Source organism: Alistipes sp. (assembly GCF_048465575.1).
In the GTDB taxonomy this organism is placed as follows: domain Bacteria; phylum Bacteroidota; class Bacteroidia; order Bacteroidales; family Rikenellaceae; genus Alistipes.
Genome location: NZ_DBFWLG010000002.1, coordinates 38,491 through 54,038 on the forward strand (window position 1 = coordinate 38,491; position 15,548 = coordinate 54,038).

At 57.1% G+C, this 15,548-nt stretch carries 9 protein-coding genes and 1 tRNA gene; 6 read left to right on the forward strand and 4 right to left on the reverse strand.

Annotated features, from left to right (window positions below):
• Window positions 1-18: 18 nt before the first annotated feature.
• Complete coding sequence (locus tag ACMQ11_RS00220; protein ID WP_418990641.1) at window positions 19-723, reverse strand: succinate dehydrogenase cytochrome b subunit; 705 nt, start codon at window positions 721-723, stop codon at window positions 19-21.
• 198 nt (window positions 724-921) lie between these two features.
• Here ACMQ11_RS00220 and ACMQ11_RS00225 point away from each other — a divergent pair, with 198 nt between their 5' ends.
• The 3 genes from ACMQ11_RS00225 to ACMQ11_RS00235 are packed head-to-tail and all read left to right on the forward strand — an operon-like array spanning window position 922 to window position 2,981.
• Window positions 922-1,461 (forward strand): 5-formyltetrahydrofolate cyclo-ligase, encoded by a 540-nt coding sequence (locus tag ACMQ11_RS00225; protein WP_418990642.1) that lies wholly within the window; start codon window positions 922-924, stop codon window positions 1,459-1,461.
• Window positions 1,461-2,174 (forward strand): DUF169 domain-containing protein, encoded by a 714-nt coding sequence (locus ACMQ11_RS00230; RefSeq protein ID WP_418990695.1) that lies wholly within the window; start codon window positions 1,461-1,463, stop codon window positions 2,172-2,174. The genes ACMQ11_RS00225 and ACMQ11_RS00230 overlap by 1 nt, the downstream gene beginning before the upstream one ends.
• A 3-nt stretch (window positions 2,175-2,177) precedes the next feature.
• A complete protein-coding gene (locus tag ACMQ11_RS00235) occupies window positions 2,178-2,981 on the forward strand; it encodes a patatin-like phospholipase family protein (RefSeq protein ID WP_418990643.1) in 804 nt (267 codons plus the stop codon).
• 374 nt (window positions 2,982-3,355) lie between these two features.
• Here the strand turns inward: ACMQ11_RS00235 and ACMQ11_RS00240 are convergent, their stop codons facing one another.
• Both ACMQ11_RS00240 and ACMQ11_RS00245 read right to left on the reverse strand, forming a co-directional pair.
• Window positions 3,356-4,738, reverse strand: a complete 1,383-nt coding sequence (locus ACMQ11_RS00240) for a DUF5723 family protein (protein ID WP_418990644.1) — start codon at window positions 4,736-4,738, stop codon at window positions 3,356-3,358.
• Between the two features lie 13 nt (window positions 4,739-4,751).
• Window positions 4,752-5,684 carry a hypothetical protein gene (locus ACMQ11_RS00245; RefSeq protein ID WP_418990645.1) on the reverse strand — a complete coding sequence of 311 codons (933 nt, stop codon included), beginning with the start codon at window positions 5,682-5,684 and terminating at the stop codon, window positions 4,752-4,754.
• Window positions 5,685-5,811: 127 nt separating this feature from the next.
• Between ACMQ11_RS00245 and uvrC the strand changes: the two genes are divergently transcribed.
• The 3 genes from uvrC (at window position 5,812) to ACMQ11_RS00260 (ending at window position 11,354) form a co-directional block, all read left to right on the forward strand.
• Entirely contained in the window at window positions 5,812-7,641 is a 1,830-nt protein-coding gene (gene uvrC, locus ACMQ11_RS00250) for an excinuclease ABC subunit UvrC (RefSeq protein ID WP_418990646.1), read from the forward strand.
• 134 nt (window positions 7,642-7,775) lie between these two features.
• Window positions 7,776-7,862 (forward strand) — tRNA-Leu (locus tag ACMQ11_RS00255).
• 180 nt (window positions 7,863-8,042) lie between these two features.
• Window positions 8,043-11,354, forward strand: coding sequence for a UvrD-helicase domain-containing protein (locus ACMQ11_RS00260; RefSeq protein WP_418990647.1), 3,312 nt, complete (start codon window positions 8,043-8,045; stop codon window positions 11,352-11,354).
• Window positions 11,355-11,407: 53 nt separating this feature from the next.
• On the opposite strand, the gene ACMQ11_RS00265 is transcribed toward ACMQ11_RS00260, so the two are convergent.
• Window positions 11,408-15,385 (reverse strand): hybrid sensor histidine kinase/response regulator transcription factor, encoded by a 3,978-nt coding sequence (locus tag ACMQ11_RS00265; RefSeq protein ID WP_418990648.1) that lies wholly within the window; start codon window positions 15,383-15,385, stop codon window positions 11,408-11,410.
• Window positions 15,386-15,548: the final 163 nt, after the last annotated feature.

A 15,548-nucleotide genomic window follows, 5' to 3' on the forward strand; every position in this document is an offset into this window, starting at 1 on the left:
TGTTCGACAATTGCGATGTTAGCAGGCGCCCGAGCAGCAAGGGCAGACGCTCCGGAGGAAATAGACCACCACCACGGCGGCGAAACCGAGGAAAATAAGGGTCGAGATGATATTGGCGATCCCTTTCAGGCGGGGATACCACGTGTCGTTGGCCCAGCCGACGCTCTGGAACATGGACCACACGCCGTGCGTGAGGTGGAACCAGAGAGCGAGGAACCAGAGGAGGTAGATCGCCACGTAGTACCACTGCGAGAAAGTCCAGGCGATCAGCGCGGCGCCGTCGGCCGGATGGAATCCGAGGGTGTTCTGATGGCTGCCCAGCACCTCCACGAGCTGCATCTTCGCCCAGAAATTGAAGAGGTGCAGCACCAGCCCGCCGAGGATGATGAAGCCCAGCACGAGCATGTTCTTCGAAGCCCACGAGACGCCCGGCTCGCGGGTGGTGACGGCGTAGCGCTGCTTGCCGCGCGCGCGGTAGTTGTCCCAGGTCAGGATCAGGGCATAGATGAAATGCACGACCACGCCTGCGGCCAGGATGGCGGTGCCCACCAGCGCATACCAGTTGGCCCCCAGCAGTTCGCAGATCAGGTTGTACGCCTCGCGCGAGATGATCGCCGTGAGGTTCATGGCCATGTGGAAGAGGATGAAGAGCACAAGGAATGCACCCGTGACGCTCATCACCAGTTTCTTGCCCACCGAGGAATTAGTTAGAAAAGAGCTCATAATGGTTTTAATTTGTTATATTTGTAAATGATTCGTGTGCAACGCAACCGGGACCGGTAAGCCCGCGCTCGGGCCGAAACGGTCGGCCGGGCCGGACGGAGTTCGCTGCTGTCCCGTTATTTTTGGGCAAAGATAGCCATTGTTTGCACAATAACAATAGAATCGGACGGGAATTTTACGCTAAAACGACGGGTAAAGATGACCAAAAAAGAGCTTCGGGCCGCCATGAAACGCCGCAACCTCGAACTGACCGGCTCGCGCCGGAGCGAGGCTTCGGCGCGCTTTTTCGCCGCGGTGGAGCGGCTGCCCGCCTTTGCGGCTGCGCACTGCATCGCGCTCTACTGCGCCTTGGGGGACGAGCCCGAGACCCAGCCGCTCTTCGCGCGCTGGCCGGCGGCGGGCAAACGGCTCATCGTGCCGCGCGTCGAGGGCGAGGAGATGAATTTTTACGATTACGATTCCGCCGGGCTGGTGCCGGGTGCTTTCGGCATCGCCGAGCCCGGGCCGGAAGCGCGGCCGTGCGATCCGCACCGGATCGACCTCTTGGTGGTGCCCGGCGTAGCTTTCACAGCCGCCGGCGACCGGCTGGGCCGCGGGCGGGGCTATTACGACACCTACCTCTCCCGGCATGGGATGCGTGCCGTGAAGGTCGGGGTTTGTTACCGCCACCAGGTGGTCGGGGAGCTGCCCGTGGAGCCGCACGACGTCAAGATGGACATTTTATGTACGGACCTATGATGAAGATCGAAGAATTTACCGCCGCTTTCCGAGAGGCGTTCGGCCAGACGGCCCCGCTGCCGTTGGTATTCTGGTATTCGGATGCGCCGCTGCGTGCGGTGCCCAGGACGCAGGGGTGCTTTTTCAGGGCGCTCGGGGAGGCGCGCGGGGGCCTTGCGGTGAGCCTGAATGCCGAAAATATCGGCTGCGGAGGCGGCAAGTTCTACACCGGATTCGCCCCGATGCCCGAGTTCGTGCCCGAGTTCGTGTCGCTCAAGGAGCGCTACCGGCAGACGCCCGAGATGGTCTCGGCGTTCGTCAGGGAGCTCGACGTGCGCCCCGCGACCGGGGCGTGGCTCCACTTTGCGCGCATCGACACCGTGGAGACGTTCGACGGGCTGGAGGGCGTGCTCTTTTTCGCTACGCCGGACATGCTTTCGGGGCTGGTGACCTGGACGCAGTTCGACAACCCTGCGCCCGATGCCGTGGCGGCGCCGTTCGGCTCGGGATGCAGTTCGGTGGTGGCCGAGGCCGTCGCGGAGAACCGCCGGGGCGGAAGCCGCACGTTCCTGGGGCTGTTCGATCCCTCGGTCAGGCCCTGGGTCGGGGAGCACGAGCTGAGCCTGGTCATTCCGATGTCCCGGTTCGGGGCGATGTGCGGCACGATGCGTGCAAGTTGTCTCTTCGGGACCCATGCCTGGGGAAAAGTCCGGAATCGTATTAATAAGGAATAGCAGATGAACAAGAGGAGAGCGGCGCTGGTGCTGGCCGGCGGCGGAGCGCGCGGCGTGGCCCATATCGGGGCCATCATGGAACTGGAGAGCCAGGGGTTCGAGATCACGTCCGTGGCCGGCACGTCGATGGGCGCGCTGGTGGGCGGCATGTACGCCTCGGGCCACCTCGAACCTTTCCGCGAGTGGATGTGCGCGCTGGACCGCTACAAGGTTTTCAGCCTGGTGGATTTCGCCCTCTCGACCGAGGGGCTGGTCAAGGGCAAGCGGGTCATCCGGGCCATGAAGGAGCTGGTGCCCGACATACGGATCGAGCAGATGCCCATCCCGTTCGCCGCCGTGGCCGCCGACCTGTTGACCGGCCGTGAGGTGGTGATCGACCGGGGCGGACTGTACGATGCCATCCGGGCCTCGATCTCGATCCCGTCGGTCTTCCAGCCCGTCAGGCGCGGCGGCATGGTGCTGATCGACGGCGGCACGGTCAACCCGCTGCCGCTGAACCGCGTGCGCCGCGAACCGGGGGACCTGCTGGTGGCCGTGGACGTGAGCGCGCCGTTCGGGGCCGAGGCGTCGGTGCGCAGCAACCCGCCGTCGCTGAACTACTACAAGCTGCTGACCGTCTCGTCGGAGATCATGCAGCAGCATATCACCCAGCTGATGTGCGAGTTGTACAAGCCCGACCTCTTGATCGAAATGCCGGCCGACCGCTTCGGGCTCTTCGAGTTCTACCGTTCGACCGAGATCGTCGAGGAGGGCCGCCGCGTGACGCGCGCCGCACTGGAACAACAGATAACAGTAGAAGCGGTCTGAAAAAACCGCTTCTACTGTCGTTTTTGGTATGGTTTTTGTGTGTAAAAAAAGAAATTGCGACGGCCCGTTTTTTTGAAGAATTCAAAAAGTAGTGACGCAACTTCACACAGATTTTGAGGGCCGCCGCAATAATATTTCAATGGAGCGGAAAGAACGAAACCAACGGGCTTTCCCTTGCTCCTTGCCACAAAGATAAGCAAAGTTTCGTAAATCGCAACGGGTTTGTCCGAAAGTGGTATGGGTGCGCCTAAAAAGCCGAACGGAGCGATCCCTTTTGCAGTGCGGCGCCGCTTTCTTACGCAGCCGCTGCGACCGTATCCGCTACCGGGCAGGCAAAAACCCCCGGCTTCACGCTGAAGCCGGGGGTTTTTGCATTACCGCTTGTCGTCTTCGCGGACATAGGCGGCGATGCGGTGGCTGCGCTTGCCGATCGGAACGCCGATGCCGAGCGTGAAATGCATGTTGCTCTGCTTGACGGGGACCCACTGCGGGGTGTGCTTCGAGGTGAGCAGGTCGGTGGCCAGGAAGAAATTGATCCAGTTGGGACAGAGGTTGAGGGCCAGTCCCACGGCGCCGCCGCGGTTGTCGATCACCGAGTAGCTCCCCGTGAGCGTGAACCATCGCACGGGGTGGAAATTGACCGACCCGGTGATGTTGTGCAGGGTTTTGAACTCCCGGATGCGGGCCGTGTACAACAGGCCGATGCCGATCTTGTGACGCCAGAGTTCGTACTCCAGACCGGCATTGATCGAGGCCCGGAGCATCCGGGTCGAACCTGCGGCTGCGCCGGGCGTGAACTCCAGCACGTCGAGGTCGAACTCGGGCTGCGGCACGGCCTGCCCCTCGACGACCTCCACGCCCGTGAAAGTGAGGTTTTTGGCCGAGTTGCCGACCGCCGTGTCGCCCTTGCTCCAGCTGATGAAGCCCAGGTCGTTGACCGCCAGCGACGCCTGCAAATTCGGCAGGATGTCGTACGTGGCGCCCAGGTCGACGGCGAAGCCGTAGCCCACGGGGCGCGTGGGGTTCAGGTCGATGTCGCCCGGCTTGAAAACCTGTTCGCCGCGGTCGTTGGTACCGTAATCGATTTCCAGTCCTGCGCCGGTGATGTCGAGCCGGCCCGCAGCGTCGATCACCCAGCGCTCCTCGTCCAACGCGACGTCGAACCGATCGTAGTTGAGCTGCGCACGGGCCGCGCCGGCCAGGAATTTACCGCGCACACCGATGTAGAGCCGGTCGTCGAGCAGCGGGAACGAGTAGCTGAACGCCGCTTCGAGGTAGGTCTCGACGGCGATGCCGATGTTCGAGATGTTTCCGTCCTGGCCCCGCTTGATGAATTCGAAAAGCGAGTAGGGGAGCTGGGCGTCCATGTCGGCGCGCAGGTTTAGGTCGAACGACCAGAAATTCTTGTGGTTGCGGGTGAATGCGCCGAAGCCGATGAGGTTGACCCGCGAGCCGGTGCTCAACAGGTTGTTGCTCTCGAGGTTGGCCAGGGCATCGGCGGCCGAGACCGAACTGTCGATCAGGGTAACCAGCCGGCCGCCGCGCGGGTAGAGGATGTTGTCCAGTGCCAGGTTGCCCGTCTGGCTGATGTCCAGCGAGCCCAGTCCCGGGATGTTGACGTAGCCGCGCAAGGGGGCGAAAGCCGGGTTGAACTGCGAACGGAGGGTCGAACCCTCCATGAAATAGGCCGTAGGGTTCTGTGCCGCAGCGCCGGCTGCCGTGAGCAGCGCTGCAAGAAAGAGAGATAGCTTTTTCATGTGCGTTGCCGTTTTAAAGGTCGAGGTTGAGCGCGCCGCGCTTGACAAGGTTCAGTCGGATGACGAGCTGGTCGGCTTGCTGGGAAAACTCTTTGCCGGGATAGTACCTTTCGAGTTGGATCGGAATGCCGATGGTCGTGCCGTCCACGATGGCCCGCAGGTCCGGCTCGAACAGCTGCACCTCGTCGATCGGGTTCCCGGTGCCGGGCTCGACATCGACCCGGAACCGCACCTCGGTGCCGGTAAAGGCGGGGTCGAGCCGCAGGGCCACGGGCAGGTCGCTCTCGATCTTTCCGTAGAGGTGCAGTGTGTTTCGGTAGGGAGTGGTCCCCTTGGGGTCGAGGTTGTCGGCGAGCATGTCCACCACATCGCCCGAGAGGTCGATGCTGCCCAGGTCGTAATCGAGCGGTGCCAGGTCGTCCAGCCCGCCGAGGTACTCCAGTGCCTGCGTGCGGGCTTCGTTTTGGATGATGGCGGCGGTTTGGGGAGCGAGGTAGGAGCTCTTGAAATAGTCCGCCGTCAGCAGGCTCTCCGCCACGCCGAGCGCCCGGGCGAATGCCGCCTTGTACTTGCGCAGCACCAGGTCGGTCACACGGTCGAGCTTGCCCGAAGCCGGCTGGTCCATCTCGGCGAAGAGGGCGTCGAAGATGGGATCGATATATGTCGTTTCGTGCAGCCTCGTAAGGTCCAGATAGTCCGCGCCGCCCGGCAGGGTCGTGGGCAGCCACGTGTCGGCATCGGCGAACATTTCGCGCATGTCGCCCTGGGAGCCCGTCCCGGAGAGTTCGGCCATGCCCACGCGGATCGTGGCCAGCGGAATTTTGTATTCGGAGTCCGCATCGCCGATGGCGATGTCGTCGGTTTCGACCTGCGAGAGGTCGTAGTCGCTGTCGGTGCAGGCTGCGACGAGGATTCCGAAAAGAAAGGGGAGTAGCAGTTTTTTCATAGGCTTCTTGAATTCGAGTTACAAATATAGGTTTTCGAGGCGAATAAAGCAAGAATTGCGACCGTTTTCGCGCGAGTTGTCGGTGCGCATGCCTTTTGCGAAATATTTGCTATCTTCGCCGTAGTTTATGGCCGAGAACGAAAAAAATACGCTCAGGGAGCAGGTCGCCCTGCTGCCGCTCTCGCCCGGGGTCTATCAATTCGTCGACCGCACGGGGACGATCATCTACGTGGGCAAGGCCAAGAGCCTGCGCAAAAGGGTGTCGTCCTATTTCGTGCAGTCGAAAGAGCACAGCGCCAAGGTCCGCGTGCTGGTGCGGCAGATCGTCGAGATCCGCCACATCGTCGTGGACAGCGAGACCGATGCCCTGCTGCTGGAAAACTCCCTTATCAAGAGCCTCCAGCCCCGATATAACATCCTTTTGAAGGACGACAAGACCTACCCCTGGATCGTCGTGCGGCGCGAACATTTCCCGCGCGTGCAGTCCACGCGCCAGCTTCTGCGGGACGGTTCGCAGTATTTCGGCCCCTACGGCTCGCTGTCGATGCAGCACTCGGTGCTGGAATTCATCCGCGAGGTGGTGCCGCTGAGAACCTGCAAACTCGACCTCGCGCCCGCGCAGATCGCCCGCGACCGTTATTCGGTCTGCCTGCAATACCACCTGGGCAATTGCAAGGGCCCCTGTGTGGGGCTTCAGACCGAAGAGGAGTACGACCGGCTGGTCGAAATGGTCGTGGCGGTGCTCAAGGGCGACCTGCGACCCGTCAGGCAATACCTCGAGACGGAGATGGACAAGGCCTCCGGGGAGTTGAAATTCGAGGTGGCGCAGCGCTACAAGCAGCGGCTCGACGCGCTGGACCACTATGCCGGGCGGTCGGTGATCGTCAGCCCACGGATCGTCGATGTCGATGTCTTCTCGCTGCTCGCCGACGACGAGGTGGCGTGGTGCAATTTCGTGCGCATCCGCCACGGCTCCATCGTGTGCGTATCGACGGTCAAGCTCACCACGGGCGTGGGCGGCGACGAGCGCGACATGCTGACGCTGGCCATCCAGCACATCGTCGAACACATTGCCGGGGGCAAGCTGGCCCGCGAGGTGATCGTGCCCTTTCTGCCCTCCACGACGCTGCTCTTCGAGGGGGTGACTTTCACCGTGCCCAAGCGTGGCGAGAAGCTCCAACTGCTCGAATTTTCGCAGAAAAGCGCCCGCATCTACCGCGCCGAACAGCTCAAAAACCTCGAGATCCGAAACCCCGAACGCTATACCGAGCGCGTGCTCGGCGAGATGCAAAAGGCGCTGCGTCTCGACCGCCTGCCGCGTCATATCGAGTGTTTCGACAACTCCAACCTCCAGGGAGCGCATCCGGTCGCCTCGTGCGTGGTGTTCCGCGACGGAAAGCCCGCTCGGAGCGAGTACCGCCATTTCAATATCAAGACCGTCGTGGGCGCCGACGACTATGCGTCGATGCGCGAGGTGGTTTACCGCCGTTACAGCCGCCTCGTGGCCGAGGGTGCCGAGCTGCCCGATCTGATTATCGCCGACGGAGGCAAAGGACAGATGGGGGCGATCCACGAGGTGCTGGAGGGGCTGGGGCTGGCGATTCCGATCGCAGGTCTGGCCAAGGACGACCGCCACCGCACCGCCGAACTGCTCTCGGGCTATCCGCCGCTCCTGGTCGGGGTTCGTCCTGCGTCGCCGCTGTTCCGCTTCCTGACGCATATACAGGAGGAGGTGCATCGCTTTGCCATCGCCTTTCACCGGCAGAAACGCAGCAAGGCATTCATCCACAGCGAACTCGAACAGATCGAGGGGGTGGGCGCGAAGACCGTGCGCACCCTGCTTCAGCATTTCCGCACGGTGGCCAAGGTGCGGTCGGCTCCCATCGAGGAACTTACGGCCCTGGTGGGGCAGGCAAAGGCGCGGAAGATCAAAACGTTCTTCGACGGGAGTCATTGATTATCAAGGATTCTTCTTGTGTGGATGAATAAATTTTTAATTTTTAACTTTTAATTCTCAATTTTTCCTTAACTTTGTCATCCCGATTCATCGTCGGTCCCGTGTCCGCTTCCGCGGCCGGCCGTCGGACAACTGCCCGGATGGCGGAATCGGTAGACGCGTTGGTCTCAAACACCAATGACAGCAATGTCGTGCCGGTTCGACCCCGGCTCCGGGTACCATGAAAATCGCTAACATCTGTATAATTAGATTGTTAGCGATTTTTATTTTTGGATTTGTTCCCAGATTGTTCCCAGTCAAAAAAATTGAGAGTCAGGATAATATGGATATTTTATTACATTCTGAAAGACTTATGGAATTGATTTATAATTATCTTTGTAGGGCAAACAGTTTTGAGGCAGATGGGAATAGTGGATTATGTAAAAAATATAGGTCGGCCTAAAACGCCGACCTCTACTGTTACGCCAGATACAGATTCTGCAAATTACCCGGCAGAGTATATCAGAACGCTGTCTTTCAACGGAGCGTTCAAAACCCTGTTGTCTCAAGACAAATTCATAGCCCGAAGCGATTATAAGAAACTTTTTGAACAATACCGTGATTTATCGCAATCCTATAATACACTCGTTCAGTCGAACGTATTGAACGAGTATGTTGCCAAGTATAATCTCGACATTGAGGTTATAAACTATTTCCGAGAAAGATTCGATGAAATAGCAGACCTTGCAACGCAATCGCCAACTATCCGGAAACACAACGACGATTATATTTCGCATCATCTCGAAGCGGAGAAACTCTATCTCGATAACATCCTCAAGGCGTGCGATCCGGCCATATCGCTCGATCGGGAACAGCGAGAAGTGGTACTCTCCGAGGAAGATCACACGCTGGTTATCGCCGGAGCCGGGGCCGGTAAAACTACGACGGTGGCTGCCAAGGTGCGCTATCTCGTAGAGAAACGAGGCATCGACCCTGCCCAGATTTTAGTTATCTCTTTTACCAATAAGGCCGTCGAGGAACTCCGTGGACGGATTAACGGTAACTTGGGCATACCGTGCCCTATCAGTACGTTTCACTCTGTCGGCTATACGATTTTGCGGCAAGGCGAAGAAGAGCGCAAAAAAATTGTCGAGGGCGGATATATGTACACGGTAATCAATAACTATTTGAAATCTTCCGTGCTGCGCAATCCCGATGTTGTAGACAAACTGATCCTCTTTTTCGGTTCTTACTTTACAGCACCTTACGAGGGGGATAAACTCAACGAGTATTTTCAATTCGTCGCCAAAGCGGATTGCTCCACCCTGAAAAGCAATCTGCATGAATATATCCAAGAAATTGTAGATCGCAAGACGCAGAAAGCACAAACGCTGAATAATGAGATTTTGCGTTCAATGGAGGAGGTTCGTATTGCCAATTTCCTATATCTGTATCAGATAGAGTACGAATATGAGCCTATCTACCAGTATCCTATTCTCGATGCAAACAAACCTTATACTCCTGATTTTCGCATAAAACAAGGCAATAAAGTTTCGTATATCGAACACTTCGGGATTACCGAAGATGGACTTAACAATCGCTATTCTCAGGAAACGCTCGAACGTTACAAGTCCCGTATCAACGATAAAATTCGTCTGCATCGTAAACACAAAACGGATCTGATCTATACATTCTCCATATATAAGGATGGGCGTGATTACCTCCTGCATCTGCGTGAACAACTCGAACAGCACGGATATACGCTTTGCAAACGCCCGCGGGAAGAGGTCTACCAAAAGCTGATCGACACAGAAGAGACCAAATACATTACGCGGCTTACGTTGTTGATCTGCGCCTTTATCAACAACTTTAAGACCCAAGGCTACAATGTCGAGCAGTTCGACGAGTTTAAGGCTGCGACGAAGAATGTGCGGACGAAACTGTTTCTCGATATATGTAATGTGTGTTATTACGAATATCAGAAAACATTGAAAGAACAGCATTGCATCGACTTCCAAGACATGATTAACGAGTCGGCAGAGTTGATCCGAAAAAAACGTATTAACAGGGAACAACTCGATTATAAGTATATTATTGTAGACGAGTATCAGGACATCTCACGCCAGCGTTACAATCTTATCAAAGAGTTGTCGCAGTTGTGCGATGCCAAAATCATGGCCGTAGGCGACGACTGGCAGTCCATCTATGCCTTCAGCGGTTCTATTCTACCACTGTTCACCCGGTTCTGTGAAGCCGTCGGTTATGGACAGGAGTTGAAAATTACGCGCACTTACCGTAATGCGCAAGAGATAATCGACATTGCGGGAACATTCGTGCAGAAAAATTCGGCCCAGATCAAAAAGGAACTCGTTTCACCGAAACGTATCACCAATCCTGTCATTATCTATCCATACGCCGAAACCTATGATAAAGGCAAAGACCGACCCGAAGGCGGAAAATATTATTATCTGGGAATTGCAGTAAATAACGCTATCGAAGAGATATTGGAATATAATTCTGTCGAGGGGAAATCCCGAATCGCCTCGATCCTTTTGATAGGTCGATATGGCTTCGATGCACGAAACCTCTGTTATTCCAAACAATTTAACTACGATGAAAAAACAGGGAAAGTCTATTCGGCAAAATACGGGAACAAAATTAAACTCCAATTTTTGACGGCCCACAGCTCGAAAGGGTTGAGTGCAGACAATGTGATTATCATCAATGCAAAAGACGAAACCTATGGTTTTCCCTCGAAAGTCGATGACGACCCGGTGTTGAATTTGGTCGTGTCAAACGATACCTCGTATAACTATGCCGAAGAGCGTCGTTTGTTCTACGTTGCCCTTACGCGGACTAAAAATCGTGTATTTATCGTCACTCCGGAAAAACGCCCTTCGGTGTTTATCAAAGAGCTTTTGAGTGAACCGAAAAGCTATCCGAACGTTACGCTGAAAGGTGAGTTGAAAACCGATCTTTCCATTTCGACCGTCATAAAAGATCGTTGTCCTGTCTGCGGCTATCCGATGCAGTTGAAATGGAGTAAAAACTACGGTCTTAAATTGTGGATTTGCACTAACGATCAGGAGGTTTGCGGTTTTATGACCAACGACAAACGCGGCGGCGAGCTCTCCATTCAGAAATGCGATTGGTGCAAAGACGGCTTCTTGATTGTTAAAGGCGGACTCAAGGAACCCATATTAGGTTGCACCAACTACAAACCGGATAAGTCGGGCTGCGGAAGATTGCTCAGTCAGGAACATTATCGCGAATGGAAAAAAGATGATTTCGGTATGGAAGACCCATCAAAAGACAAGCCTGCTTATTTCCAGCATACTCCCAAACAATTGGCAGAGATCGATCATGCGCCCGAGTTGAGTCCATCCAAGCAAACGGTATTGCCGCGAGAAAAGAGTAATCGTCGAATATATACTGTTAATTATTCGGAGCAGACGATCGAAAAGGAGGGATTTAAGGTGGTTGTCGATGCGGAAGGGAACTTGCTTACCGATATGAAATTACTTGCCAAATTGCGGGTATTGAGAAATGAAACAGCTCATGAATATAACGTGCCACCGTATCGCATCATGTATAATTCTACGTTGGTTCTGTTAGCAACCGACAAGCCGACGGTAAAAGAGGAGTTCATCGAAATAAAAGGGATCACCATCAGCATGTATCTTCGGTTCGGCGAACGATTCATTGCCGAAATAAACAGACACATAGAATCTTAACGAAAGGTAGCATAATGATCCAGACAACGCTGCTTTTCCGATAATGTCATCCGTCACTCGGCGGCATACTTTTTCGGCAGCACGCCGAACTGCTTCTGGAAGCATTTGGCAAAGTAGGAGGTGGAACTGAACCCTACCATGTAGCACACCTCGTTGATGTGGTAGCGCTTGTCGCGCAGCAGCCGGGCCGCCGCTTTCAGCCGTTCGAGCCGCAGGTAATCGTTCGGGGTCATGTTTAGCACCCCTTTGATCTTGCGGTAGAAGCTCGCGCGGCTCATGTGTACCATCTCGGCGATGTCGTTGATCTTGAACTCCGGATCGCTCAGGTTGGCTTGGATGATCTCTTGCAGCCGCACGATGAAATCGGTGTCCACCGTCGAGGTCGCCATGGTGTTGGCCAGCACGAGCGGATTTTTCGAGAACGCTTCGCTCAGCATCTGCCGGCTCTTGATCAGGTTGGCGATTACTGACAGCAGGTAATCCGACGAAAACGGCTTTTCGACATAAGCATCGGCCCCGGCGTCCATGCCCGAAATCTTCGAGTGGAGGTTCGTCTTCGCCGAGAGCAGGATCAGCGGGATATGGCTGTAACGCAGGTCGGTTTTCACCTGCCGGCAAAACTCGATCCCGTCCATCTTGGGCATCATGATGTCGCTGATAATCAAAGTGACGTAACTCTTCTCCAGCAGTTCCAGCGCTTCGACCCCGTTTCCGGCCGTGAGCACCGAGTAGCTTTCCGATACCTGCCGCCGGATGAAAGCGCACATTTCTTGGTTGTCCTCGATGATCAATACGCTGTATGCCTCCCAGCCGGGGTCGCTGCGGTCGTCGGGAATGTTCTCGGAATCTTCGGCCGAGGCGGTCTGCACGCTCTCATCGGCCGCCTGCCTTGAGAGCGGCAGGGTGAGGACAAAGACGTTCCGCTGCGTGTCGGCATCCATCGCCAGCGTACCGCCGTGCAGCTCGGCCAGGGAGCGCGCCAGCGCCAGCCCGATCCCTGTTCCCGTCGCTTCGTCCCGGCGGGCGTGGCGGAAGAACGGGGCGAAGATCGCCTCGCGCATCTCCGCAGGCACGACCTCGCCGTCGTTGATTACCGTGACAAGAAATGCGTCGCCTGCCACTGACAGGCGGACGCGGATCGTCTTTTCGGAATATTTCAGGGCGTTGTTCAAGAGGTTGCTCAGGATCTTGGTGAAAGCCTCGCGGTCGACCTCGGCATGAATCGCTCCCTCGCCCGCTTCCAGTTCGAAACTTTTTTGCTGCTGCTTGGCCGAGGAGCTGAAGCGGTAGAATGTCTCTTCGACGACCTCCGACACGTTCTGCCGCCTCAGGTTGAGCGACAAGCCCTCTTTCTCGATCTTCTGAAAATCGAGCAGCTGGTTGGTCAGGTCCAGCAGGCGGTTGGTGTTGCGGTCCATGACGTGCAGGTCCTCGGCCATGCTCCGGTCCGGCATTTGCCGGGCAAGGATGTTCTCGAGCGGGCCCTTGATCAGGGTCAGCGGCGTGCGTATTTCGTGCGCGATGTGGGTGAAGAAACTGATCTTGGCATTGTACAGCTCGCGTTCCTTTTCGCGCTCGAAAGCCTGGATGTGCTGCTGCTGGCGCCGTTTGCTGCGGCGCGTGTAGTAAATCCGGATCAGCACGAGCGCACCCAGCGCAAGCACTCCGTAGACGGCGTAGGCCCCTGCGGAGAGGTAGAACGGCGGCGAAACCTCGATGAACAGCCGTTTCTCGGGCGCCGTTTCGGCCTGGTCCGATCCGGCCGCGAGACGCACGCGGAAAGTGTATTTGCCGTAAGGGATTTTCGAATAGGTGATCGTGGCGCTCCCGGGCGTATAGGGTCGCCACTGGTCGTCGAACCCGTCGAGTTTGTAGAGCAGCCGGTTGGTCTGCGGCTCGCGGTAGCTCAGGGCGGCGAGCTGCAACGTGAGGGAGTTCTGGTCGTGCTTCAGGCGGATCGAATCCGAACAGAGGATGCTCTTGCGCAGCGGCGAGTTGCGGCCTCCGACGGCGATCTTTTCGTTGAGCAGCGAAAAATCGGTGATGTAGAGGGGCGGGACATAGTCTGTCTTGCGGTCGAGGAGCGTTCGGGGGTTGAAAGAGACCAGCCCCTCAATGCAGCCGAAATAGATGGTCCCGTCGGGGGATTTGTACCCCGACTTGTAGTTGAACTGGTTGCTCAGCAGCCGGTCGGTCACGGTGTAGACCTGCCGGACGCGGCCCGCACGGGGATCGAACAGCGCCAGCCCGCGGTCGGTGGTGATCCAGAAATTGCCCTCATCGTCCTCGATGATCTGGAAAACGACGTCGCTGGGCATGCCGTCGAAAGAGCCGTAACGAACGAAATTCTTTTGGACGGGATCGAAGCGGCAGAAGCCCGAGCCCTCGGTGGTGAGCCATATCCGGCCGTTGCTGTCTTCGAAAACGCTGGTGACATTGTCGTAGGGAAGCGAAGCGGGATCGTCGTCGTCGTGCAGGAACTGCGTCCAGAGGTCGTTGCGTGCATCGAAGCGGTAGACTCCGTTGGACGAGGTCCCGACCCACAGGTTCCCGTTCGAATCCTCGCGGATGTCGCGGACCATCTTGCCGCCGTTGATCTCGGGGACGTGCTGGAAGCGGTCCGTCTCGCGGTTGTAGTATTGAAGCCCGTGCATGGTTCCCACATAAATACGCCCGCCGTTGGTCTTGTAGAGCGCGAAGACGTAGTTGCTGAAGAGCCGTCCCGGGCGGTTGTCGTTGTCGTATTTGCGGATACGGCCCGTGCGGGTGTCGATCACGCGGATGCCTTTGGAAAAAGTGCTCACCCAGAGGTTGTCGCCGTCCATCAGCAGTCCGTGGACGTTGGTAAACTCTCGGCTGGGGGTGAAGAAATCGAATGAACCGCTTGCGGGGTCGAACCTGTAAAGTCCGGCGTCCTCCGTGCCGATCCAGAGCCGGCCGTCGTTGCCCGGACAGATCTCCCGCACGCGGCGTCCACGGAGGCTGTGCGGATCGTCGGTATGGTAGTATTTCTCGAAATCGGAGTTCCGCTGCGGCAGGTAGTTGATGCCCCCGAAGAACGAGCCGATCCACAAACCGCCCTCGCGGTCCTTGCAGAGCGAATAGACGGCGTTGTCCGAGAGGGAGTAGGGGTCGTAGGGGGAGCTTTTCAGGTGCTGGTAGCGGCGGGTGCGGATGTTGTAGACGACGATGCCCGACTCGGTGCCGATCCACAGTTCATCGGGCGAGTAGGGCAGGATGTGGCGCACGAAGAGCGGCGACGCGGGATCGTCCGACAACCGCAGCCTCGTGACCGTTCCGGTCACGAGGTCCACTTTGGCCACGCCGTGCTCCTCCAGCCCGAGGTACATTTCGTTGTAGTCGCTCAGGCAGATGAACGAGATGATGTCCTGGGGATAAATTTCCTGCCCCTCGGCGTCGAGAAACGGTTTGACGGTCCGGAACTGATCGTCGGTGCAGTACAGGCCGCCGCCGTAACCGGCGAACCAGAGCGCCCCGTTCTTGTCGGAGGCGAGGCTGCGCAGCGGCTTGCGCGGCTTGTAGCGGCTTGCGACCTCGCGGGTCTGGGGGTCGTAGCAGAAGATGTCGCTGTTCTCGACGACGATCCACACGCGGCCCGCGGGGTCGCAGTCGAGGATCGAAACGGGCTTGGTGACCGCCTTTCCGTCGGCAGCGACGAGCGGCACGACGGAGATGTACTCGGTCTGGGGGTCGTAGATGAAGAGTCCCGAATCGGTGCCGATCCAGATTCTGTGGTCCAGGTCCTCGATCAGGCATTTAATGAGGCTGTTCCCCAGTCCGGTATTGAGGCGCGGATCGTGCATGAACGTCTTGAACGACTTTCCGTCGTAGCGGCACAAACCGTCTTTGGTGCCGAACCACATGAAGCCCATGTCGTCCTGAATGATCGAGGTGACCGTATTCTGCGACAATCCGTCGTTGATGTCCAGCCGGTCGAAATGGATCGACTGCGCGCGGGTCGGAAGCATGCCGCAGCAGAGCACGAGGAGAATCGGGTAAAATTTTCCCATTGCGAAGATCAGGTTAGCAGAACAAATATAATTAAATTTATATCACGAAACACACCCCGCAGCCTATGCGACAAATGGCCTTTTTTATATAATTACTTGAATAACAGTTGTTCGCATCTAAAATGCGATCTGTCGATCCCGGCTGTGATACGAAATTGAGATG

Coding starts and splice junctions, on each gene's coding strand:
- ACMQ11_RS00220 (WP_418990641.1), bottom strand. CDS start 723: ATGAGCTCTTTTCTAACTAATTCCTCGGTGGGCAAGAAACTGGTGATG.
- ACMQ11_RS00225 (WP_418990642.1), top strand. CDS start 922: ATGACCAAAAAAGAGCTTCGGGCCGCCATGAAACGCCGCAACCTCGAA.
- ACMQ11_RS00230 (WP_418990695.1), top strand. CDS start 1,461: ATGAAGATCGAAGAATTTACCGCCGCTTTCCGAGAGGCGTTCGGCCAG.
- ACMQ11_RS00235 (WP_418990643.1), top strand. CDS start 2,178: ATGAACAAGAGGAGAGCGGCGCTGGTGCTGGCCGGCGGCGGAGCGCGC.
- ACMQ11_RS00240 (WP_418990644.1), bottom strand. CDS start 4,738: ATGAAAAAGCTATCTCTCTTTCTTGCAGCGCTGCTCACGGCAGCCGGC.
- ACMQ11_RS00245 (WP_418990645.1), bottom strand. CDS start 5,684: ATGAAAAAACTGCTACTCCCCTTTCTTTTCGGAATCCTCGTCGCAGCC.
- uvrC (WP_418990646.1), top strand. CDS start 5,812: ATGGCCGAGAACGAAAAAAATACGCTCAGGGAGCAGGTCGCCCTGCTG.
- ACMQ11_RS00260 (WP_418990647.1), top strand. CDS start 8,043: ATGGGAATAGTGGATTATGTAAAAAATATAGGTCGGCCTAAAACGCCG.
- ACMQ11_RS00265 (WP_418990648.1), bottom strand. CDS start 15,385: ATGGGAAAATTTTACCCGATTCTCCTCGTGCTCTGCTGCGGCATGCTT.